16 protein-coding genes are annotated in these 22,704 nt (G+C 51.1%); 8 read left to right on the top strand and 8 right to left on the bottom strand.

The genetic code is table 11. The annotated features are described in order from the left end of the window. The first annotated feature begins 53 nt into the window (after positions 1-53). From JI741_RS13485 to JI741_RS13460, 6 genes are all read left to right on the top strand, one after another. On the top strand, positions 54-644 hold the full coding sequence (locus JI741_RS13485) for an LURP-one-related family protein (RefSeq protein WP_202010269.1): 591 nt from the start codon (positions 54-56) through the stop codon (positions 642-644). 233 nt (positions 645-877) lie between these two features. Next, positions 878-2,203: a deoxyguanosinetriphosphate triphosphohydrolase gene (locus JI741_RS13480; protein ID WP_202010268.1), complete on the top strand. Its 1,326-nt coding sequence runs from the start codon at positions 878-880 to the stop codon at positions 2,201-2,203. A 132-nt stretch (positions 2,204-2,335) separates the two neighbouring features. After that, positions 2,336-4,771 (top strand): efflux RND transporter permease subunit, encoded by a 2,436-nt coding sequence (locus JI741_RS13475; RefSeq protein ID WP_202010266.1) that lies wholly within the window; start codon positions 2,336-2,338, stop codon positions 4,769-4,771. A gap of 990 nt (positions 4,772-5,761) precedes the next feature. Beyond that, entirely contained in the window at positions 5,762-9,187 is a 3,426-nt protein-coding gene (gene ileS / locus JI741_RS13470) for an isoleucine--tRNA ligase (RefSeq protein ID WP_202010264.1), read from the top strand. Positions 9,188-9,240: 53 nt separating this feature from the next. Then, positions 9,241-9,933, top strand: coding sequence for a lipoprotein signal peptidase (locus JI741_RS13465; protein WP_202010262.1), 693 nt, complete (start codon positions 9,241-9,243; stop codon positions 9,931-9,933). Positions 9,934-10,083: 150 nt separating this feature from the next. Further along, positions 10,084-11,526 (top strand): amino acid permease, encoded by a 1,443-nt coding sequence (locus JI741_RS13460; protein WP_202010261.1) that lies wholly within the window; start codon positions 10,084-10,086, stop codon positions 11,524-11,526. Between the two features lie 70 nt (positions 11,527-11,596). Here the strand turns inward: JI741_RS13460 and JI741_RS13455 are convergent, their stop codons facing one another. Both JI741_RS13455 and JI741_RS33055 read right to left on the bottom strand, forming a co-directional pair. Continuing rightward, positions 11,597-12,283, bottom strand: a complete 687-nt coding sequence (locus JI741_RS13455) for a response regulator transcription factor (RefSeq protein ID WP_202010259.1) — start codon at positions 12,281-12,283, stop codon at positions 11,597-11,599. Between the two features lie 10 nt (positions 12,284-12,293). Then, positions 12,294-13,559: a sensor histidine kinase gene (locus tag JI741_RS33055; RefSeq protein WP_202010257.1), complete on the bottom strand. Its 1,266-nt coding sequence runs from the start codon at positions 13,557-13,559 to the stop codon at positions 12,294-12,296. A 227-nt stretch (positions 13,560-13,786) separates the two neighbouring features. Here JI741_RS33055 and JI741_RS13445 point away from each other — a divergent pair, with 227 nt between their 5' ends. Both JI741_RS13445 and JI741_RS13440 read left to right on the top strand, forming a co-directional pair. After that, positions 13,787-14,203 (top strand): DUF1573 domain-containing protein, encoded by a 417-nt coding sequence (locus tag JI741_RS13445; protein ID WP_202010255.1) that lies wholly within the window; start codon positions 13,787-13,789, stop codon positions 14,201-14,203. Between the two features lie 261 nt (positions 14,204-14,464). Beyond that, positions 14,465-17,032: a phosphoenolpyruvate carboxylase gene (locus JI741_RS13440; protein WP_202010253.1), complete on the top strand. Its 2,568-nt coding sequence runs from the start codon at positions 14,465-14,467 to the stop codon at positions 17,030-17,032. A gap of 25 nt (positions 17,033-17,057) precedes the next feature. Here the strand turns inward: JI741_RS13440 and JI741_RS13435 are convergent, their stop codons facing one another. From JI741_RS13435 to JI741_RS13410, 6 genes are all read right to left on the bottom strand, one after another. Then, positions 17,058-17,522, bottom strand: coding sequence for a Rieske (2Fe-2S) protein (locus JI741_RS13435; protein WP_202010251.1), 465 nt, complete (start codon positions 17,520-17,522; stop codon positions 17,058-17,060). Next, on the bottom strand, positions 17,497-18,363 hold the full coding sequence (locus tag JI741_RS13430; RefSeq protein WP_202010249.1) for a 3-hydroxyacyl-CoA dehydrogenase NAD-binding domain-containing protein: 867 nt from the start codon (positions 18,361-18,363) through the stop codon (positions 17,497-17,499). The genes JI741_RS13435 and JI741_RS13430 overlap by 26 nt, the downstream gene beginning before the upstream one ends. 18 nt (positions 18,364-18,381) lie before the next feature. Continuing rightward, the gene (gene pheS, locus JI741_RS13425; RefSeq protein WP_202010247.1) at positions 18,382-19,416 is read right to left on the bottom strand and encodes a phenylalanine--tRNA ligase subunit alpha; all 1,035 of its coding nucleotides are present in this window, start codon (positions 19,414-19,416) and stop codon (positions 18,382-18,384) included. A gap of 77 nt (positions 19,417-19,493) precedes the next feature. Then, complete coding sequence (locus tag JI741_RS13420; protein WP_202010245.1) at positions 19,494-20,543, bottom strand: glycosyltransferase family 4 protein; 1,050 nt, start codon at positions 20,541-20,543, stop codon at positions 19,494-19,496. Between the two features lie 94 nt (positions 20,544-20,637). Further along, positions 20,638-21,444 carry a glycosyltransferase family 2 protein gene (locus JI741_RS13415; RefSeq protein WP_202010243.1) on the bottom strand — a complete coding sequence of 269 codons (807 nt, stop codon included), beginning with the start codon at positions 21,442-21,444 and terminating at the stop codon, positions 20,638-20,640. Continuing rightward, a complete protein-coding gene (locus JI741_RS13410; RefSeq protein WP_202010241.1) occupies positions 21,441-22,703 on the bottom strand; it encodes an O-antigen ligase family protein in 1,263 nt (420 codons plus the stop codon). Before JI741_RS13410 ends, JI741_RS13415 begins: the two co-directional genes overlap by 4 nt. Position 22,704 lies beyond the last annotated feature (1 nt).

Raw genomic sequence — 22,704 nt, 5'->3', positions numbered from 1 at the left:
GCAACATCAAGTCCCATTCCCATACTAATAATTAAACCTTACCAAACCAGTTTATGAATCCTGTATTGAACAGAGAAGTGTTCTTTGTGAAAGAACACACCGGCATCTTCAAAGCGGCCAACAACTTCGACATCTACGATCCCACGTCTAACCAGATCATTCTGGAGTGTCGCGAAGAGAACCTGGGCTTCTTCACCAAGATGTTCCGCTTCACCGACTACAAGCGCATGACGCCTTTCGACATTGAGATCAAAACGCCCGCGGGCCAGAAGGTAGTTTCTGTGCGCAGAGGTGTTTCGCTTATCCTTTCCACCGTTGAAGTGCTCGACGAAAACAACGTTGTGGTTGGCAAATTCAAGCAGAAGTTTTTCAGCATCGGCGGCAAGTTCGATGTGCTCGACGCCAACGACAAAGTGTTGTGTACCCTGAAAGGCAAATGGACAAGCTGGGATTTCAAGTTTGTGAGCAGCGACAACGTGGAGTTCGCTCACGTGTCGAAAAAATGGGCGGGCTTTGGCAAGGAGTTCTTCACCACAGCCGACAACTACGTGCTGCAAATCAACAACAACGTGCCCGAAAATCATGCGCTTCGCCAATTGATTCTGGCGGCCGTGATGTGTATTGATTTTGTGTTGAAGGAGTAGAATTATGGAAAAGCGTATGCTATTTTCTGGAAACCGGGGCCGATGCTCCGGTTTTCTTTTTTGTGAGGAAACGGAGATTATCTTTGACTCCTGTAAACCTCAATTACTTCCAAAGTAAGAGGGCCTTTAAGTTGGTAAACGTGATCGCCTTACGAATACAACATTATTCTATATTTGCTCTTTGAAAACCGAGCTTTAAAATTTATCAGGGTCAAAGTCCCTAACGTCACGCAATGATCTGGCATCAACTCCTCTCCTCACAGCGCACAGGCCAAAAACCTGTGGCCAACACCGAACCGTCACGAAGCGCTTTTGAGCAGGACTATGACCGCATCATTTTCTCGCATCCCTTCCGGCGGTTGCAAGACAAAACGCAGGTGCACCCGTTGCCCGAACACGATTTTGTGCACACACGTCTCACCCACAGCCTCGAAGTTTCCAGTGTAGGTCGGTCGTTGGGAAAAAGGGTTGGCGAAATCATTTTGCAGCGCCACCCGGACCTGGCAAAGCACTACACGTTGTTCGACTTCGGCGCCATTGTGGCGGCGGCCTCGCTGGCTCACGACCTGGGCAATCCGCCCTTTGGGCACGCGGGCGAAGATGCCCTCTCTGATTTTTTCATTCATCATCCGCAAGGGCAATTCTTCAAAGACAAGGTGAGCGAAACCGAGTGGCACGACCTCACCCGCTTCGAAGGCAACGCGCAAGGTTTTCGCATCCTCAACAAAAATCAATACGGCCTCAAGCTCACGTTTGCCACGCTGGGTGCCTTCACAAAATATCCGTGCCCGGCACTCTTCCCCACACGCAACAAAGCCCTGCGGAGCCAGAAAAAATTTGGCTACTTCGAGAGCGAGAAGAACATTTTCAAGGAGGTGGCTGCAGCACTCGAACTCATTGAGGCCGCCGACGGCGCCACGGTGCGCCACCCGCTTGCCTTCCTCGTGGAAGCGGCCGACGACATCTGCTACAGCATCATTGACCTGGAAGACGGCTGCAGCCTCGGGCTGGTGAGCTATGCCGAAGCAAAGGCCTTGTTTGAGGGCATCATCACCAAAAACAAAAGCAAGCTAGGCAAGCTCGAACACCTGCACAGTCTGCCCGAAAAGATCGGCTACCTGCGGGCGCTGGCCATTGGCGACCTGATGGACGAATGTTCGTCGCTCTTCCTCGACAACGAGGCGGCTATACTGGCCGGCACGTTCGACCAGGCGCTGGCCGACCATTGTCCTTCCAAAGACGGCCTGAAGGCGATCATCAACCTGTCAGTAGAAAAAATCTACCGCGCACGCACGGTGGTGGAGATCGAAGCTGCGGGGCATGAAGTGTTGCCAGGCCTGCTCCACGAGTTCACCACTGCGGGCTGGTTCCTGCTGAACGGCACCAAATCGCGCAAATACCACAACCTGCAGCTGTTGTTGCCCGAAGAAATCCGCGTGGCCGTGGCCCAACGCCCGAACGATGTGTATGGTATGTTGCGGCTCGTTATTGATTTTGTGTCGGGCATGACAGACCGTCACGCGCTGTCGCTCTACCGTAAAATCAAGGGAATGTCCTGAAAACCACTCTCCGACCCAGGCTGAAGTCCCTGTAACATTCCCTACCACAAAACCCAAAAATCCTTAGCTTTGAACGTTAAAAAATGCGCTGTCCCCCCGGGGTGCATGGGAACTTAACCAGACGTTCAGATCATGTGGAATAAAGTTGCTGAAGCCATCATCAAATACAGGCTCTCGCTGAGTATCATCATCGGCATCATCACCATTTTTATGGGCTACTATGCCTCGCGGGTGGAAATGAGCTACGAGTTTGCCCGCACCGTGCCGCTCGACGATCCTGACCTGATTTACCTCAACAAGTTCCGGCAGCAATTTGGCGAAGATGCCAACCTCATCGCCGTGGGCGTGAAAGACAGCGCCATCTACAAACTCGACAACTTCAAGGCCTACCGCGACCTCACCAAAGACATCAAAAAGATCACCGGCGTCACCGAAGTGCTTTCGTTGCCCGTGTTGAAAATGATTTCGAAAGACACTGTGAAACAGCGGTTCTTTCTTACGGATGTTTTCAGCGACACCATTTCAAGCCAGCAGCACCTCGACAGTTTGCTGGGCATTGCCATGGATCAAAAAATTTATGCCGGGCGCCTCGTGAATGTTTCCAACGGCGCCACCATGATGCTCGTGTCGGTGAAGAAAGAAGTGATGAACTCATCCAGCCGCGAAGCCATGACGCAGTCGTTGCAGGATGCGGGCAACGCCTTCGAAGCCAAGACGCACATTCAGTTGCGCTATGCAGGCCTCCCGTTCATCCGCACGGTGGTGGCCAAAGCCCTGAAGCGTGAGATGAATCTTTTCCTTATCGCTTCGGCCATTGTGACCGGGATCATCATGTTTGTGTTCTTCCGTTCGTTCCGCGCTGTGTTGTTCTCCATGATCATCATCGGCATTCTGGTGGTGTGGACGCTCGGCACCCTGGCGCTGTTTGGATTCAAGATCACGCTGCTTAGCGGATTGATCCCGCCGGTGATTGTGACCATTGGTGTGACCAACGCCATCTACCTGCTCAATAAATATCACCTCGAGTTTGCCCGATCAAAAAATAAAATAGAAGCCATCACCGTGGTGGTCCGCAAAATGGGATTGGCCATGTTTCTGACCAACCTCACAGTGGCCATCGGTTTTCTCACGCTGTTGTCTACCGACATCGTTATTCTCCGCGAGTTTGGCATCGTGGCCGGCATCAACATCATGGCTTTGTTCTTTGTGAGCCTGGTGATGATTCCCACCATTTTGTATTGGTTGCCGGTGCCTTCCGAAAAACATTTGCGCCACCTGAACTTCAAAGTGATGGGAGGTTTTTTGAAACTGGTCGACGGCATGGTGCACCGCCATCGCGCCACCATCTACATCGTATCGTTTGCTGTTACGGTGGTGGCCGTTTATGGCATCACCCAACTCAAGTCGGTGTCGTTCATGGTCGATGATGTGCCGGAGCAAAGCCAGGTGAAACAGGACCTGAAATTTTTTGAACAGAACTTCAGCGGCATCATGCCCCTGGAATTCATGATCGAATTCAAAACCAAAAAACGCCGCCCCATCCTCACCGACATCCGCAACCTCCAGAAAGTAGACGCTTTCGAAGACTTCCTCGATTCTATCAACGTGATGTCGAGCCCCATATCGCTGTTGAGTTTTGTAAAAGCATCGAAGCAGGCGTTCTATAACAACAACCCGGCGAAATACACCCTTCCGAGCAAAGGCGAAGCACCCTTCATTTTAAAATACCTGAAAGGGCAATCGGACAACAGCGGTTTGTTTAAAGCCTTTGTCGATTCCACGTTCAGCAAAATGCGCATCTCGTGCCAGATCGCCGACATCGGCTCAACACGATTGGATTCGCTGGTGCATAATGTGATTGAGCCACGCATGAAAACCACGTTTGCTTCCACCGGCAAAGACACCATCACGGCGGCGGTTACGGGCACCACCAAAATATTTATCAAGGGGAATAAATTTCTCGTGGCCAATTTACAGGAGAGCCTGTTACTGGCCTTTGTGCTGATCACGCTTTCGATGGCCTTCCTGTTTGCCAATGTGCGCATGATCATCATCTCGCTCATCCCGAACCTGCTGGCATTGCTCATCACGGCCGGGCTCATGGGCTTTGGTCACATCCCACTCAAAGCCAGCACGGCATTGATCTTCAGCATCACGTTTGGTATTTCGGTCGACAACTCCATACGCTTCCTGGCCAAGTATCGCCAGGAGATTTTGTCGAACAATTTTTTCATTGCCAAGGCCGTGAGCGATAGCATTATGGAAACTGGAAAAAGCATTATGTACACTTCCATCGTGCTCTTTGCCGGGTTCATCATCTTTGCCTTCTCTTCGTTTGGCGGCACCATCGCACTGGGTGTGCTCACGTCGGTGACGCTGGTCATCTCCATGTTCACCAACCTGATTCTGCTGCCCGCACTGATCATGACATTCGACCGCCCCAAGAAAAAGAAAGGCGAGCACATGCTCATCGACGACTTCGACGCCAGTTTCTATGGCGAGCACGAAGACGAAGAGATCGACCTCAGCAAAATCAAGATTCACAACCGGCATTCGGCGGCGGAGTAGGTTTAAAAAGCGTCAAGACCAACGTTGTTGGGCACGATCAATGGTATCGACGGAAAATATTTTGAAAATATTTTCGAGTTGAATTTGTCTACGCTTTTGAGAATTTGAACATCGCTTTTCCTTAAAAAGTACGCGCGGATGCTCAGGTCATACTTTTTCAATTCTGTCTCGTGAAATGTGGACTTTCAAAAAAGTGATGTTTACGGTAATCTTGGCTACAACATCGCATCAATCATAGAGACCGCAGCCACACGTTGACCTTAAGTTTTTTTTCAAAAACGACATGGTACGCCTAACGTTTAATGTTGGAAAAGGAAGAACCTTGATAGTTTATGTAATTTATTTTGTATGAAAATCCATTGTGCCACCAGTGCCGCGAATGCCTCTTTTAATATCTCCGTAAAGAATGGCAAGAAAACGAAACTTACATTCCCCGGCCATCAAAAGCCCGTAGCGGCGCCGTTGTCAGCGCCTGAAACTTCTGTGAGCATTGATGATGAGGTGACCTTAAAACCAAAATACACGAGAACGTTTACTATAAAAGTCAAATCTTTAAGAATTGATAAATCGTTGCCCAAGATCTTCATCGACTAAAACCAATGTCCTCGTATACATGGTATGAAACCATTTCGTCTTCCCATGAAATTCGACAGGGGGACTTTATTCCGAATTGCCCGATTCTTATACCGCCAGCAAATCTAAATCTATCAATTATAGCTTTCTGAAAACCCACGCCTCCACCCTACTTTCCAGGGCGCGACTGTTGCCGCCACACAGGGAGCACCTTTCTCAGGCGTTTGCCCGTTTTTTTATGAGAGTGGGGCTTCCGACCAATATCATCAATCTTCAATAGGTGCTGACGCCGAAATACTTTTTAAAGGCAAAAATGCCCGTTCCCGGCGGCTTTTTCCCTGTGGACTCTTTAGCAAAAACAAATATCTTTGCGGCTTGTAAAAAGCTGAAACTGTCAATTTTACCTCATTTATCAGAATGGCCGGCCCTTATCAGGAATATAAAGCGTTGAATTTTGCCCAGGTGGCAGCAGAAGTCCTTGATTTCTGGAAAAAAGAAAAGATTTTCGAAAAATCGGTCAGCAACCGCGAAGGCGCTCCCTCCTTCACGTTCTATGAAGGCCCGCCGTCGGCCAACGGCACCCCCGGCATCCACCACGTGATGGGCCGCACCGTGAAAGACATTTTCTGTCGCTACAAAACCCTTCAGGGCTTCCAGGTGAAACGCAAAGGCGGCTGGGACACCCACGGCCTACCCGTGGAGCTCCAGGTTGAAAAACAACTGGGCATCACCAAAGACGACATCGGCCGCAAAATCTCCATCGAAGACTATAACAAGAAGTGCCGCGAAACGGTGATGATGTATAAGGATCAGTGGAACGACCTCACCCTGAAAATGGGCTACTGGGTCGACCTCGAAAAGCCTTACATCACCTACGAAAAAGAATACATCGAATCGCTGTGGTGGATCCTGAAGCAGTTCTACAACAAGGGTCTGCTCTACAAGGGCTACACCATTCAGCCCTACTCGCCTTCTGACGGCACCGGCCTTAGCTCGCACGAGTTGAACCAGCCCGGCTGCTACAAAGAAGTGAAAGACACCTCGATCGTGGCGCAGTTCAAGCTGAATGCTACACCGGCTTCCGAATTTTTGCGGAAGGCCTCCGATCGTGAAGTGGTGATCCTGGCCTGGACCACAACACCCTGGACCTTGCCTTCGAACACCGCGCTTGTGGTGGGCGAAAAGATCCGCTATGTGCAGATCGATACATTCAACCCCTACACGTTTAAACCCGTGAGCGTGGTGCTGGCGAAAGACCTGGTTGGAAAATATTTCCCCGAGAAAAACAAAGACCTCGCGCTCGACGCCTACAACCCCGGCGACAAAGCCATTCCGTTCAACATTGTTCAGGAATTCGCCGGCGCGCAGCTGGTAGGCCTCACGTATGCGCAATTGATGCCGTTTGTTCAGCCCCTCTATGATGCCGACAAAGCATTCAGAATTGTGGCTGGCGATTTTGTGACCACCGAAGACGGTACGGGCATTGTGCACTCGTCGCCTACGTTTGGTGCCGACGACTTCAGGGTTTCGAAACAAAATGGTATCCCTCCGCTTACCGTGAAAGATGAAAGCGACACGGAGGTGCCTACGGTCGACAAGAAAGGAAAATTCATTTCCATCATCGGCGAGCGCTTGAAGGAAGGCGTGGCGAAATACCAAATCAAAACCCACAAGCCTCTGGGTGCCGACGATTTTTATGTTAAGAACTATACGGACGAAGATGAAACGAACCCCGACTACAAGAACACGGACGTTATCATCTCCATCATCCTGAAAGAAGAAAACAAGGCGTTCAAAGTAGAGAAATACGAACACACCTACCCGCACTCGTGGCGCACAGACAAACCGGTGTTGTATTATCCGTTGGATGCCTGGTTTATCAAAACCACCGCGTTGAAAGATCGCATGGTGGAGTTGAACAAGACCATCAACTGGAAACCCGAATCTACCGGCTCGGGCCGCTTTGGAAACTGGCTGGAGAATCTGGTGGACTGGAACCTGTCGCGCTCGCGCTATTGGGGAACGCCACTGCCCATCTGGCGCACCAAAGACAACAAAGAAGAAATTTGCATCGGCTCGCTGGAAGAGTTGAACCAGGAAGTTGCCAAGTCGGTGAGCGCCGGTTTGATGAAAGCATCGTTGCCTGCCGACTTCGACCTACACCGCCCCTATGTGGACGATGTGGTGCTGGTGAGCGCCTCGGGGCAACCCATGTATCGCGAGCCAGACCTCATCGATGTGTGGTTCGATTCGGGTGCCATGCCCTATGCACAGTGGCACTATCCCTTCGAGAACAAAGACATCTTTGACAAAAACTATCCGGCCGACTTCATTGCCGAAGGTGTTGACCAAACACGGGGCTGGTTCTTCACGCTGCATGCCATTGCTGTGATGTTGTGCGACAGCGTGGCCTTCAAGAATGTGATCTCCAACGGCCTGGTGCTCGACAAGAATGGCAACAAGATGTCGAAGCGCAAAGGCAACGTGGTGAACCCCTACGATGCTCTGGCGCAATATGGTCCGGACCTTGTGCGCTGGTATATGATTGAAAACGCACCGCCATGGGACAACCTCAAGTTCGACTTCGACGGCATCGTGGAAGTACAGCGCCGGTTTTTTGGAACACTGCAAAACACGTATTCCTTCTTCGCACTCTATGCCAACATCGATGGTTTTGTGAAGGAAGAGTTGAACAACGTGCCCTACGATCAACTGAATCACCTCGACCGCTGGATCATTTCGAAGTTGCAATCGCTCATCATTGAAGTGACGAGTGCTTACGACGAGTATGAACCTACGCGTGCGGCCCGTGCCATCCAGGATTTTGTGAACGACCATCTTTCCAACTGGTATGTGCGCCTGAACCGCAAGCGCTTCTGGAAAGGCGAGCTGTCTACCGACAAGAAAGCTGCCTATGAAACCTTGTACCAATGCCTCATGACCACCGCCCAGCTGATGGCGCCCATTGCGCCGTTCTACTCGGAGTGGCTCTATAGAAATCTGACCGAAAACATTCGCGAGCGCGCCATTGCCGGCCACACGCCGTTGCGTCATGCGTCGGTTCACCTCACCGACCTCACCAAGGCGTTGCCAACACAAATTGATGCGGCGCTTGAAAAATCGATGGACTATGCGCAACGCATCTGTTCGCTGGTGCACTCCATCCGCAAGAACAGCAAGATCAAAGTGCGCACACCGCTTGAGAAAATTCTGTTGCCGGTGCTGGACGAATCGTTCTCGAACCGCATCAAGTCGGTAGAAGAAATTATCCTCGCCGAAGTGAACGTGAAATACATTCAGTATATCGACGACACGTCGGGCATTCTGGTGAAGAAAGTGAAACCCAACTTCGCGAAGCTGGGCAAACAATACGGTCCGAAGATGAAAGATGTGGCGGCGGTGATCAACACCTTCACCAAAGAAGACATCCAGTTGCTGGAGCGCCATGGCGTGCATTCGAAAGACGGCTTCGACCTGGTGCTGGAAGACGTGCTCATTTCTTCGGAAGACATTCCCGGATGGGCGGTGGCTACAGAGAACGGCCTAACGGTAGCGCTGGACATCACCATTACTGAAGCCCTGAAAAAAGAGGGCATTGCCCGCGACTTCGTGAACCGCATCCAGAACCTGCGCAAGGAAAATGGCATGGAGGTGCTCGACAAAATCACCATCGAGGTGCAGCCGTCGGACGACGTAGTGAATGCCGCGCTCAAGGAATTCAGCACCTACATTCAAACCGAAACCCAGGCCCTGGCCCTCGACATCAATCCTGCGCTGCAAGACGGCGTTGAAGTTGACATGGACGACGTTATGCTGAACGTGAAAATAAAAGTTAAAAAATAATGAATGGCCTCCCGGTGGCTTTGGGCTTCCGGGAGTGACATTAAACTTTGCACATGAAAATTTACAAATTCTTCCTGCTCGCCCTCGTTGTCATCGTCATCGACCAAGTGTCGAAGTTGCTGGTGCATAATTTCATGTACCTGCACCAGGAAGTAACCATTCTGGGAAATGAGCAATATGGCTTCAAGCTGCATTATCTTCTCAACCCCGGCATGGCGTTCGGCATCCGCTGGCACAACGAATTTGGCAAGCTGGCCCTCACGGTGTTTCGCATCGCGGCCATGGGTGGCATTGCCTACTATCTGGTGAAGATGGCGCGCAAAGGTTCGAGCGAAGGATTTCTCTGGTGCATGGCGTTGATTCTGGGCGGTGCCGTGGGCAACGTCATCGACAGCACCTTCTATGGTGTGTTTCTTCACAACCACCCCGTCAATTCACCCACGCCCTGGTTTCACGGGCAGGTGATCGACATGCTGTTCTTCCCGTTGTTTGATTTCACATGGCCCACGTGGGTACCGTATGTGGGGGGAGATTATTTTCTGTTCTTCAGTCCCGTGTTCAACATTGCCGACTCATCCATTTTCGTCGGTGTGGTGATCATCCTTCTGTTTCAGCGTCGTTATTTTGGCGAGCGCATCCATGGCACAGAAGAAACGGTTGCGGAGGAGCAACTTACCGCTACCCCACCCGTGGCCGACGCCACAGAAAAGACCATCGAAAATTCATCCGACACTCCCCAGGCCTAAACTCCCTCGGCGAAGTGGGTAATGCAGATTGTTTGTCTGCCTGCCATCCAAAAGAATTTTATTCCGCGTAAGCTAATAGCCGTTAGCCAAGTTCATTATTCTTCTTACTTTTAGGCGAATAAAAATTTACCTAAACCTTAAAGAATACAAATGAGCTTGTTTATCAAAAAGCCTCTGGCGCAACTCATGCAGACGGGCGATTCGGACAAAGGCCTGAAGCGCACCTTGGGCGCCGGCAACCTGATTGCACTGGGCATTGGAGCCATTATTGGCGCCGGATTGTTTGTGCGCACGGCTGCTGCTGCCGGTGAGGCCGCCGGACCTGCCGTGGTCATCTCTTTTATTGTAGCCGCCGTAGGCTGCGCATTTGCCGGTCTGTGTTATGCCGAATTTGCTTCCATGATTCCCGTGGCCGGAAGCGCCTATACCTATGCTTACGTAACCATGGGCGAATTCATTGCCTGGATCATTGGCTGGGCCTTGGTGCTGGAATATGCCCTGGCTGCTGCCACCGTGTCCATCGCCTGGAGCGAATACCTCAATAACCTTTTGGGCGGCGCCATACCGTATGCGTGGTCGCACTCGCCCATGGAAACATCTATAGACGGCGTGAGCGGCATCATCAACCTGCCTGCGTTGTTCATCCTGTTGATCCTGACGCTCATCCTTATTAAAGGCACGAAAGAATCGGCTATGGTCAATGCCATCATCGTGTTTGTGAAAGTTTCCATTGTGCTCATCTTCATTGCCCTGGGCTGGCAGTTCATCAACCCCGCCAACTACGATCCGTTCTTCATTCCCGAAACCGCCGCCGGTCACGAAGCTTTCAACCGTCACGGTTGGGGTGGTGTGTTGGGTGGTTCGGCCATCGTGTTCTTCGCCTTCATCGGTTTCGACGCCGTGTCGACCGCCGCACAGGAAGCAAAAAATCCGAAGCGCGACATGCCCATCGGTATCCTGGGTTCGCTCATCGTGTGTACGATTCTATATATTCTTTTCTCGCGCGTGCTCACCGGCATTGCCAACTGGGAAGAGTTCAAGACCGTAGGAAAAGAAGCTTCGGTTGCCTATGCCATTCAACACTACATGCCCGGCTACGGCTGGCTTGCCACGCTGATCACGGTAGCTATTCTTGCCGGGTTCTCGTCGGTTATCCTCGTGATGCTCATGGGCCAGTCGCGCGTGTTCTACTCCATGTCAAACGATGGTCTCATTCCCAAAGTGTTTGCCGAAGTGCACCCTAAATTCAGAACGCCTTATAAGTCGAACATGATCCTGTTTGTGTTTGTGGGCTTGTTTGCCGGATTCATTCCCGGCAGCATGGCAGGCGACCTGACCAGCATTGGAACGCTCTTCGCCTTTGTGATGGTGTGTGCAGGCATCTGGGTGATGCGCATCAAGAACCCCGAAGCGGTTCGGCCGTTCACCACGCCACTGGTGCCGCTGGTGCCCATCCTTGGCATTGTTATCTGCTCGGCCATGATCCTGTCATTGCCGGCCGACACCTTGCTGGCCGCAGGCGGATGGATGATCATTGGTTTGTTCATCTACTTCTTCTATAGCAAATCGAACAGCGTGCTTCGAAACAAGTGATCGCTGATCTATAAAAAAAACAGCCCACGTTCTTCGGAGAGCGTGGGCTGTTTTTTTTATGATGATTTTTTTAGAACTCCAGTTTGAAGCCTACGCCGTGGTAGTTCACAATTTGCACAGCCGGATCTTCCTTCAGATACTTTCGCAGTTTAGAGATAAACACATCGAGGCTTCTTCCCATAAAATAATCGTCGTCGCCCCACACCTGCTTCAGAATTTCTTCGCGCTTCAACACACGCTCGCGATTTTGATAGAGCAGCTTCAGCACTTCGGCTTCCTTTTGAGTCAGTGTTTTTTCGGTGCTGTTGTTTTTTAGCGTGAGGTTCGAAAAGTCGAATTCAAAATTTCCCAGCACAAAACGTTTCTCGTCGTTGCCGGGCTGTACAATGCCACGCTTCATGAACACCTCTACGCGACACAACAATTCTTCGAGGCTGAACGGTTTTGTGATGTAGTCGTCGGCTCCGGCCTGAAAACCTTCGAGCTTGTCGTCGGTCATAGACTTGGCAGTGAGAAAAAGAATGGGAATGCTTTTGTTTTTTTCGCGCACGCTCCGGGCCAGGGCAAAGCCGTCTTTTTTGGGAAGCATCACGTCGAAAATGCAAAGGTTGAAGGGCGTGTTTCCAAACGTGCGCTCGCCCTCTTCGCCATCCTGACACAGCGTGACGTCATAGCCTTTGATGTTCAGGTTGTCTTTGATCACAAAGCCCAGGCTGGGATCGTCTTCCACCAACAATATTTTCTTTGCTATGCTCATGCGCTGCAGGTTATGCCAACGGAAGATAGATTCTGAACGACGAGCCTCTGCCCAATTCGCTCCTCACCGAAATGCCTCCTTTGTGGGCCTCCACTACGGTCTTCACGTAGCTCAATCCCAATCCGAATCCTTTCACGTCGTGCACATTGCCGGTGGGCACACGATAAAACTTTTGAAATACTCTTTTTTGATTTTCGGGACCAATGCCAATGCCGTTGTCCTGCACTTCCACCACCAGGCCGTGTTCGTGGTTGGTGGTGCGGATGCTGATCTGCGGAATGGTCTTGCAATATTTGATGGCATTGTCGATCAAATTATTGAACACGTTGGTGAGGTGAAGCTTGTCTGCTTCCATCTCGTGTTCAGTAGCCTGAAACTCGAAGGCCACACGACCTGCCTTTTCCTGCAAGGGCAACGCCGCATGCCGAATGGACTCCTGAATGACGTTGTGCACATCGATCTTTTCTTTGCGCAAACCAATATCTTCCTTGTCAAGCCGCGCCATCTGCAACACACGTTCCACTTGTTGTTTCAGGCGAAGGTTTTCTTTTTCGATGATGGTGGCATAGTTCAGCAAGCGCTCGGGCTGCGACGCAATCTGTGGATCTTTCAACACTTCCGTCGACACCGCGATGGTGGCAATGGGCGTTTTGAATTCGTGCGTCATGTTGTTGATGAAATCTTTCTGGATTTCGGAGAGCCGTTTTTGTTTCAGGATCACAAACAGCGTGTAGGCAAAAAACACGATGACCAGCAACAACACCACCGACGAAAATGACCAGATGCCCATTTGATTGGTGATGTGGCCCGCGCGGTTGGGAAACTGCACACCGAAGTAATAGCCGGCGTTGGCCCACTGCGGAAGTTTTTTGTTTGTGATTTTTTCTTTGGCGGTTTGCAGTGGCACATAGTCGCCATAGACCATGCGCTCGCTCGAGCAGTCGTAGACACCATATTCAAAATCGGCCACGATGTTGCGTCGTTCAAATTCGTTGCGCAGCAAAAACTCCAGCAAGCTTGGCTTGATTTCGCCGTTCACGATCACCACAAAATAGTTGGTCGACAATTGCTTCACCGGGTTGTTGGTGGGCGATGGTGTTTTGTTGATTTCGAAAATCTGTTGCGCCACATTATACAGCGCAGTGTTCACGGATCGCTCAAATTCTGCCTCCTTCAAATCGAATGCCCGCCGCACCCAATAGATCTGGGTGATGGTGATGCCCACAATGCAGAGGGCAGCCAGAATCACAACAAGACGGATGGTTGAACTTTTCACATGCTAAAGTTACAAAGAATGGTCGCAGGGGCCGAAAGATTAACAAGTCGTTAACAAAATTTAGATAGTCGTTAACAAAGGGAGTCTACGGCTTTGTCCAGCTTTGTGTTGTTGATCGGCGTGTAAAAAAAGCCATCCGAACGTTTTGCGCAACCGGCCGGAAGCTGCTTTCAACAGCCATCCCGATTCAACTTCAAAATCATGTATCACCTATAAAACTTTAAACCATGAAAAAGTACATTGCCTGTCTCGTTTTGTTCGCTTGCTGCTCGCCCCTGTTTGCCCAGCAAGCCCTGGTATCTGCCACGTCTGTAGCGTCGGCACGCACCATCAAAGCCGCCACCTTCAAGTGGGCTGTCAAAACCTTTGACTTTGGAAAGATCGCCGCCAACAAACCCGTCACACACGAGTTCACCTTCACCAACACGGGCGAAGAGCCGCTGGTGATCACGTCTGTACAAGCATCGTGTGGCTGCACCGTGACCGAATACAGCAAAGATCCTATCCCGCATGGTGCACAGGGCTTTGTTCGTGCCACCTACAATGCCGCCCGCGTGGGAGTCTTCAATAAAACCGTGACCGTGAATGCCAACACTGCCGAAAGTGCCGTGCAACTGGTCATTACCGGCGAAGTAGTAGAATAGTTTTTTTTCTGAAGGCCTCACCAGCCAAATGTGAAGGAAGTCCGCGAACCGGGCTTCCTTTTTTAATGGGTGCCTGACATGCCCTCTTAAGCTGGTCGTGACCATCATTTCACAATCCTCATAAACCAAATGCCTCCTTGTGGAAAGCTTTGGGCTTTCTTATCCCGTAAACGTTTTCGAAAAGAAAATCTGCAATTCCCCGAACGCCCCCGTCAGCCTATAGAGGATTTGATAACTTTGTTTAGCGTTCAATCCAAACCCATGGCAAGTCAATTCAACGAGGTTGTTTCCACACGTTATCACATGTATAACAGCCTTTTTCTCAATCTCCCCTATTCCGGCATCTATCGCACCGGAACGCTGCTGCCCCTGCTTCAGCAATCCTGCGAAAGCGAATACGAAAAGGGGAAGGACCCGAAGGCCATCATCTCGAAGTTTTTCAGCAACTACACGCCCCAGGCCACACGCGAGGAGCAGTTCGATTTGCTGTTTGGCTTCATCCAGTACATTGAACGCCAGGTGGTGTTGTTCGACTCCATCGAAGACTCTGCCTTTTCGGAAATAAACGATCTGAAAGGAAAGGGCAGCGTGTCGGAGATGCTGATCCGCGCCACCGCCGAAGACGCCGTGGAAGATCTGCGCAAGCGCCTGGAAGATTTTTCGGTGCGCATCGTGCTCACCGCCCACCCCACGCAATTCTACCCCGGCAATGTGCTGGCCATCCTGAACGACCTGGAGCAGGCCATCCGCGAAAACCGGTTGGAGCATATCAACCTGCTGCTTCGCCAACTGGGAAAGACCGCCTTCATCAACAAAGAAAAACCCACACCCTTCGACGAAGCCGTGAGCTTGTCGTGGTTCCTCGAAAATGTTTTCTACAATGTGATCCCCGACATCATCACCAAGCTGATGAGCGGCCTCAACATGAAGCTGGAAGACTGGACCAACTACGACCTCATCAAGATCGGTTTCTGGCCCGGTGGCGACCGCGACGGCAACCCATTTGTGACACACGAGATTACGTTGAAAGTGGCTCAACACCTGCAGCAAACCCTGCTGCGTTGCTACTATCGCGACCTCCGTTTCCTGAAACGCCGCCTCACCTTCAAAGGCGTGGAGCACATCATTACCCGCGCCGAAAACAAAGTGTATCCGCTGGCATTCGGCGGCGGCTTTGGCGGCGAAATTTATCACCATCCCGACGAGCTCCTCAACGATTTGTTTGAAGCCCGCGAAGTGTTGATCCGCGATCACAAAGGACTTTTCCTGAACCTGCTGGATGCCGTGATCCTGAAGGTGAGAATATTCGGATTTTATTTTGCCAGCATGGACATCCGCCAGGACAGCCGCAAGCATGCCTATGCGTGGGAAGCCATCTTCGAAAAACTGAAATCGAAAAACAAAAAGATCAAAAACTTCGACAAGCTGACGGAGCACGAAAAAATTGAAACGCTGCTCGGCCTTTCCTTCAAACCCACCACCATGAAGTTTGAAGATGCCTTTGTGAGCGAGCTCATCGAAAGCATCGACATCATCGGACAGATACAGGAAGAGAACGGCGTGGAAGGTTGTCACCGCTATGTGATCAGCAACTGCCAGTCGGCGCTGGATGTGATCCGCGTCTACCAACTGGCCAACCTGATCCTGGGCAAAGACGAACAACTGTCGCTCGACATCGTGCCCCTGTTTGAAACCATCGAAGACCTGGCCAACGCGCCGGGCATCATGACGGAGCTCTATAGCGTGAAAGCCTATCGCGACCACCTGAAGCGCCGCGGCAACAAACAAACCATCATGCTCGGCTTCTCCGACGGCACCAAAGACGGCGGCTACCTGCGCGCCAACTGGTCTATCTATCAAGCCAAAGAAAACCTGACACGCATCACGCGCGACAACGGCTTCACGGCCGTGTTCTTCGACGGTCGCGGTGGTCCTCCCGCACGCGGCGGTGGAAACACCCACGACTTCTATGCGTCGCTGGGCAACACCATCGAAGACAAGGAAGTGCAGATCACCATACAAGGCCAAACCATCAGCTCCAACTTTGGCAAGCCGGTGTCGTGTGGCTACAACATCGAGCAGCTGTTGTCGGCGGGCATCGAGAACTCGGTGTTCAAAAAGAAGCCGCAGTTTGCCGAAGACGAAATCAACCTCATCAACGCGCTGGCCGACGAAGGACACAAGGCTTATCTCGACCTGAAGAAACATCCCAAGTTTGTTCCCTACCTCGAGAAGATAACCCCCCTTTCGTTCATTGGCGACACCAACATCGGGTCGCGCCCGGTGAAACGAAATTCGGGAAGTCTGAAGTTTGAAGACCTTCGCGCCATTCCGTTTGTGGGATCGTGGGCGCAGATGAAACAAAACATTCCGGGATTTTATGGCGTGGGCAGTGCCCTGAAAGAACTGAAGAAACAAGGCAAGCTGCGCGAACTGAAAATGCTATTCAAAGACTCGCTGTTCTTCCGCACGCTGCTTAGCAACAGCATGATGTCGCTCACCAAAACCTATTATCCGGCCACGGCCTACCTGGCGAAAGACAAAGAGTTTAGCGAGTTCTGGAAGAAGATGCACGCCGAATACAAACTGTCAACACAAATGATTTTGGAGGTGTCGGGGCTGACAGAGCTGATGGAGAACAACCCTACGAACCGCGACTCGGTGAAGTTGCGCGAGCGCATTGTGTTGCCCCTCATCACCATTCAGCAATTCGCGCTGCAACAGCTGCGAACCCTGAGTGCCGACGACAAGGCTTTCGAAAAACAATACCGCGCCCTGGTGGTGCGCTGCATGTTTGGCATCATCAACGCTGCGCGCAACTCGGCCTAGAGTCGCGCAGCGAACATCTCTTTTTCTATTGGATGGCGTTGTCTGTGATGATCAGCTCGCTCAGTGAGAGCGACGTTTGATATCTGCGCAGCGGTCGCCATGCCGAACCTCCCTGAGGATTGCCCGTGGCAAAATCGAACTGCGACCCGCAGCAGGGGTCCGTCATGAAAAGCGTTGAGGCATCCACGTTCACCGTGGCGCACGCTTCGTTGGGATGGAAAGAACAATTGCGCTCGTAGGCAAAATAGCTATTGGCGCCGTTGCAGTATAGAATGATGCCCCGCACACCGCCGTCAATGTAGCGATAACCGCCCTTCGATCGCAGCACCGTATTTTCAGGCAAATTGAGATTAACGACAATGTCGGCAAAAGGCACATAGGGAATGGCGTCGTCGCTGGTGTCTTGCGAACAGCCAAGCACGCAAACAAAAAGAAGTCCGTGGAACCAACGCCAGGACCACACGCTATTGGGGAGAGTCTGAATATTCATAAAAACCTTTACCGCTTTTTTTGCCGTGGTGTCCGGCGTCTACTTTTTGTTGCTGAAGGCGGCTGGGTCTGAACTTGGGTTCCTGGTGAAAGGCGTTATACATGCTGGTGGTCACGGCGAAGTTTGTATCCACGCCAATGAGGTCCATCAGTTGAAAAGGTCCCATTTTGAAGCCGCTCACTTTCAGCAATTGATCCACTGTCTTAAAGTCCGACACGCCGTCTTCTACAATCTTTAACGCTTCCACATAGAACAATCGTGCCACGCGGTTCACAATAAATCCCGGCGAGTCCAGGGCCATTACCGGAATCTTGCCGATGCTTTCGGCGAATGCCGTGAGCACCCGGGCCGTGTGGTCGTTTGTGGCTGCGCCGCGAATCACTTCCACCAGCTTCATGACCGGCGCGGGGTTAAAAAAATGCAAACCGGCAAACCGGCTCTTATGTTTCAGAACCGACGCGATCTGCGTGATGGGAAACGACGACGTGTTGCTCACAATGATGCAGTCGATCGCGTTGAGCTTCTCCAGTTCAGACACAATCATTTGTTTCACTTCAAGCTTCTCTACCACGGCCTCGATGGCCACGTCTACCTGCAGCTGGCGGAAGTCGCCCACGGCCGTGATGCGCGCCAGGGCTTCGTCTTTTTGTGTTGCTGAAAGTTTTCCTTTTTCAACAGCCGTTTCAAGATTCTTGCGCACGGCGGCCAGCGCGGTTTTGGTGATGTCGGGTTGTGTGTCGTAGAGCATCACCGGATAGCCCGCCAGAGCACACAGCTGGGCAATGCCCTGGCCCATTGTTCCGGCGCCGATCACAGCAACATTTTTTATCGACTCAACCATTCCTTGTGAAGTTGACGTTTATACTACATTCTGAAACTGTCGCAGGAAGCGCACATCGTTTTCCGAAAACAACCGGAGGTCGTTGATCTGGTAGCGCAGCATGGTGACGCGCTCGATGCCCATACCAAACGCAAAACCTGTATATTCTTCCGGATCGATATTGCACTTTCTCAACACGTTGGGATGCACCATGCCCGAGCCGGCAATCTCTACCCAACCCGTATGTTTACACACGTTGCAGCCCACACCTTTGCAGATGAGACACGACACATCTATTTCTGCACTTGGCTCGGTGAAAGGGAAGTATGACGGACGGAATCTGATTTTAGAATCCTTGCCATACATTTCTTTTGCGAAGTGATAGATCGTTTGCTTCAGGTCAGCAAAGCCCACGTTTTTGTCAACATATAAACCTTCCACCTGATGAAAGAAGCAGTGCGCACGCGCCGAGATGGCCTCGTTGCGATAGACCCTGCCCGGCATGATGGCACGGATGGGCGGCTTCTGATTTTCCATCATGCGAATTTGCACGTTGGAGGTGTGGGTTCGCAGCAACATGTCCTGGTCGCTGCCGGCGCCTTTCTTCTCCACGAAGAACGTGTCCTGCATTTCGCGGGCCGGGTGGTTCTCGGGGAAATTCAACGCCGAGAAATTATGAAAGTCGTCTTCAATTTCAGGACCATCTGCCACGCTGAAACCGAGACGTTCAAATATTTCGATGATGCGATAGCGCGTGAGCGACAACGGGTGAAGGTTGCCGGTTTGGTTTGGGATGGGCGGCAGCGAAAGGTCTATCTCCGCGCTCGACACCGGGCTGGCCTCCAGCAACTCGGTGAGCTCCTGCAGGCGCGCTTCGGCCGTTTGCTTGAGCTGGTTCAGCACCTTGCCCACGGTTTTCTTTTGCTCTACGGGCACCTGCTTCAGTTCTTCGAACAGCTCACCAACAGCACCTTTCTTGCTCACATACTTGAGCCGGAACGCCTCCAGCGCAGCCTTGTCGCCGGCCGCATAGCCATTCACTTCGTTGAGCAGGGATTGAATTCTTTCTTCCATGAAATACGTATATCAGAACATCAAAAATACACCATTGGGGCGGCATTTGCATGCCCTTTGCCGCGCGGCTCGTCCCCCTAATCCGACAGCTTGTTGATGATGAGCCGGTCGAGCGTAATGCTCAACAAAAACGACACCCCCACCAGCCCCGAAAGGATATAGAGGTCGGAAAGATGGTTGAAGACGATGGCCAGCCCGATATAGAAAACCTGCACACTCCCCAAAATGAGCGTGGTCTGGCTGTGGGTCATGCCCAGCCGCATGATGGCGTGATGAATATGACTCTTGTCGGGCTTGAACGGCGACTGCCCCTTCGACAACCGCAGAATGACGATGCGCAGCGTGTCGACCAGCGGGATGATGATAAAACACGCCGCCGACCCCACCGACCCGTTGAACTTGTAGGGCGCCATGGCCGGCAAGGCATAGTTCACGTCAATGAAATGAATGACCAGAATGGCCAGCATCATGCCGATGACCAGCGCCCCGGTGTCGCCCATAAAAACTTCGGACGGCTCCCAGTTAAAAATCAGGAACGCGAAGATGGAACCCAGCATGGCAAACGACAGGATGGAGAAGATGGCATCTTCAACCAAAAAGAACCACACGCCAAACGACAAAAGCGCCACAATGGCGATTGTGCCCGCCAACCCATCCAGTCCGTCGATGAGGTTGAAAGAGTTGGTGATGACGATGATGGTGAAATAGGTGACGGCATAGCTCACCAGCGTAGGCAGTTCGAACACGCCGAAAAGACCATAGAAAGTGTGTATGCGAAGGTCGAACAGGAAAATGACAAGCGACGCCGCCATGATCTGGCCCATAAGCTTGATGAGCGGTCGCAAAGGCACAAGGTCGTCGCGCACCCCAATGAAGAAGATCACGAACAAGGCCACCAGAATGAACTTGATATTGCCCCAGCCCTGAATGTCGATCCAGATAAGGGAAGAGATGAAGAAGCCGATAAAGATGGCGATACCCCCCATTGACGGGGTCACTTTCTTGTGAATTTTGCGACGGCCGGGAATGTCCACGAGATTTTTTCTCAGGGAGTATTTAATAATCACCGGAACGATGAGAAAGGAGATGACAAACGACGTGATCGCAGCAGCGAGTTCTACGGCCATAAAAACGCAAAAGTTGGTAAAAATAGTGAATTTGGGAGGAATTGAAAGGCTATGCCCGTAGATTATGATGGCTAATTACACGCCACGTCCGCCCCTACAGGCTACGGTTCACCTTTCGACGCTCAGCGTCAAAAAACCACCCCCATTTGTTGAAATATTTGATGGCCGATTTGATGTGCGTGAGCAGCAGTTTGTTGAGACGATACGACTCCCGCGCATGGCCATGATAGATATAGACATCGGGATAATAAACAGTCTTGTAGTGCTGATGCACCCTGCGCGAAAGGTCGATGTCCTCCATGTACATGAAGTAACGTTCGTCGAACAATCCCGCTTTTTTCAACGCATCGACGCGCAGCAACATGAAGCAACCCGACAACGATGGCGCCTCAAAACTTTTTGTATAGTCCCTGTCAAGCATCTGGTAGCGTATCATACGCTTCTTAAACAGGTTGGGGAAAATGGTATAAACAAATCTCCGGATGATCAGGTCCATGGGCGATGGAAGCGTTTTGCACAGATACTGCATTTCGCCATGAAAGTCGAGTACCTTGGGCATCACCAGACCCACGCCGGGATTATTCTCCATGAACGTGTGCAGCGCCTCAAGTGTGCCCGCAGGAAAAGTGACATCGGGATTGAGAATGAGATGATAGCGCGATGTATCCAGTATGCTGTTGATCGCTTTGTTGTGCGCGGCGCCAAAGCCCATGTTGGCGTTGTTAAAAACATACTCACAACGTGGGTCTGTAGCGAGAGCTTTGATGGCCGGTGTCCTGGAGTTGTCGCTGATGATCAACTGAACACTCAGTGTTGTGTTCAAAAAACTATCGATCACATTTTTTAGGATGGCCGGATCGTTGTGATACGTTACGAGCGAGCTGGTGATGTCTGGCTTCATGCGGCGGTCGTCCGTTTTACGTCCGTAGCCGACATTCCGTAGACAAAGAGTAAGGGATAAAAGAAGGCATAGAAAAAGATTCCAAATCTTCTTGCAAAGATCACCTCAACAGAAAAGTAAATAAGGATGAAGCACTGAAGGCAAAACAACATGTGATTATTCGTTCTGAAGGCTCTAACGAGCGGCAAAATAATCATTAATAACACAACCACCAGCCCCAAAGCCCCAATATCCAGCAGGGTGAATAAATATTCGCTATGCGCATTGTAGTTGTCCTCTATTCCGCGGGTGTAGTGATACTTGACATATTTATCGTGGAGCTTATATTGGCCACTCCCCGTGCCATAGCCCAGGGGAAACACATCTGCAGCCGCTTCGGCGGCGCATTTCCAGATGGCCAACCGTTGTGAGATGCTGTTCCAGTTGCCGGCGTAGGCATCGTCAAATTCGTAGGTGGTTGCCTGCACAAAACGGCTTCTCAAAAAATGTGACTTCTGAATAACCGCGATCAACAAAATCAGCAACACCGCGGCGGCTCCAACGGCCATATATTTATTGCGAATGCGGTAGAGCAAATACAAAAGCCCCACAACGACCAAGGCGATTATGCCGATCTTAGAAGAGATCAAAACATTGAAGACAACGAGGTAACCAACAATCAGCATATTGGCAATTTTACCAGCAAACGGACGGAGCACCAAAATGACGATTGAGAAATTCACATATAAACTCAAATAAATCGGATCGATGCCCACGGGCTCCACCAGATAGAGATAGGAATAATAATAATATTGCCGCTCCTTGTGCTCCACCACCGAAAAACTATCGTGCCCGATGATATTTTGAGCAGCGTTGACATAGCAAATGAGTGACGCAAGAAGACAAAGAAAAACCCATGTGTTTAACACAAAGACCAGGTCCTCTTGCTTCAACCGATGACGCAGTCCGTAAAGCCCCACGGGAAAAGCCGCGAACAGCAAAATTTTCTCCACTTGTTTCCAGGCCCTCACAAAATCGACGGACCAGAGCAGGCCAATCAAGTAGAATCCCAAAAGCAAGGCCGGCAAGAAAATCATCCAGTCGTTTCTATCTATCCTGAATCCAGCCCTCCACCATTCAAACAACCCATAGACTGCAAACACCATACTGAGGACGTTGTTAATTTCCTGAAACGGCAGCGTCACTAAAATGGCACAGCACAATAGTCGTGGGATTCTCTCTTGGATAGATAACTTATTCAGGATTGGATAACTCTTCATG

The sequence above is a fragment of the Chryseolinea lacunae genome, from assembly GCF_016735595.1.
Lineage (GTDB): Bacteria > Bacteroidota > Bacteroidia > Cytophagales > Cyclobacteriaceae > Chryseolinea > Chryseolinea lacunae.
The sequence above is the reverse complement of the archived record's forward strand: the minus strand, read 5'-3'. Positions and strand labels throughout refer to the sequence as shown.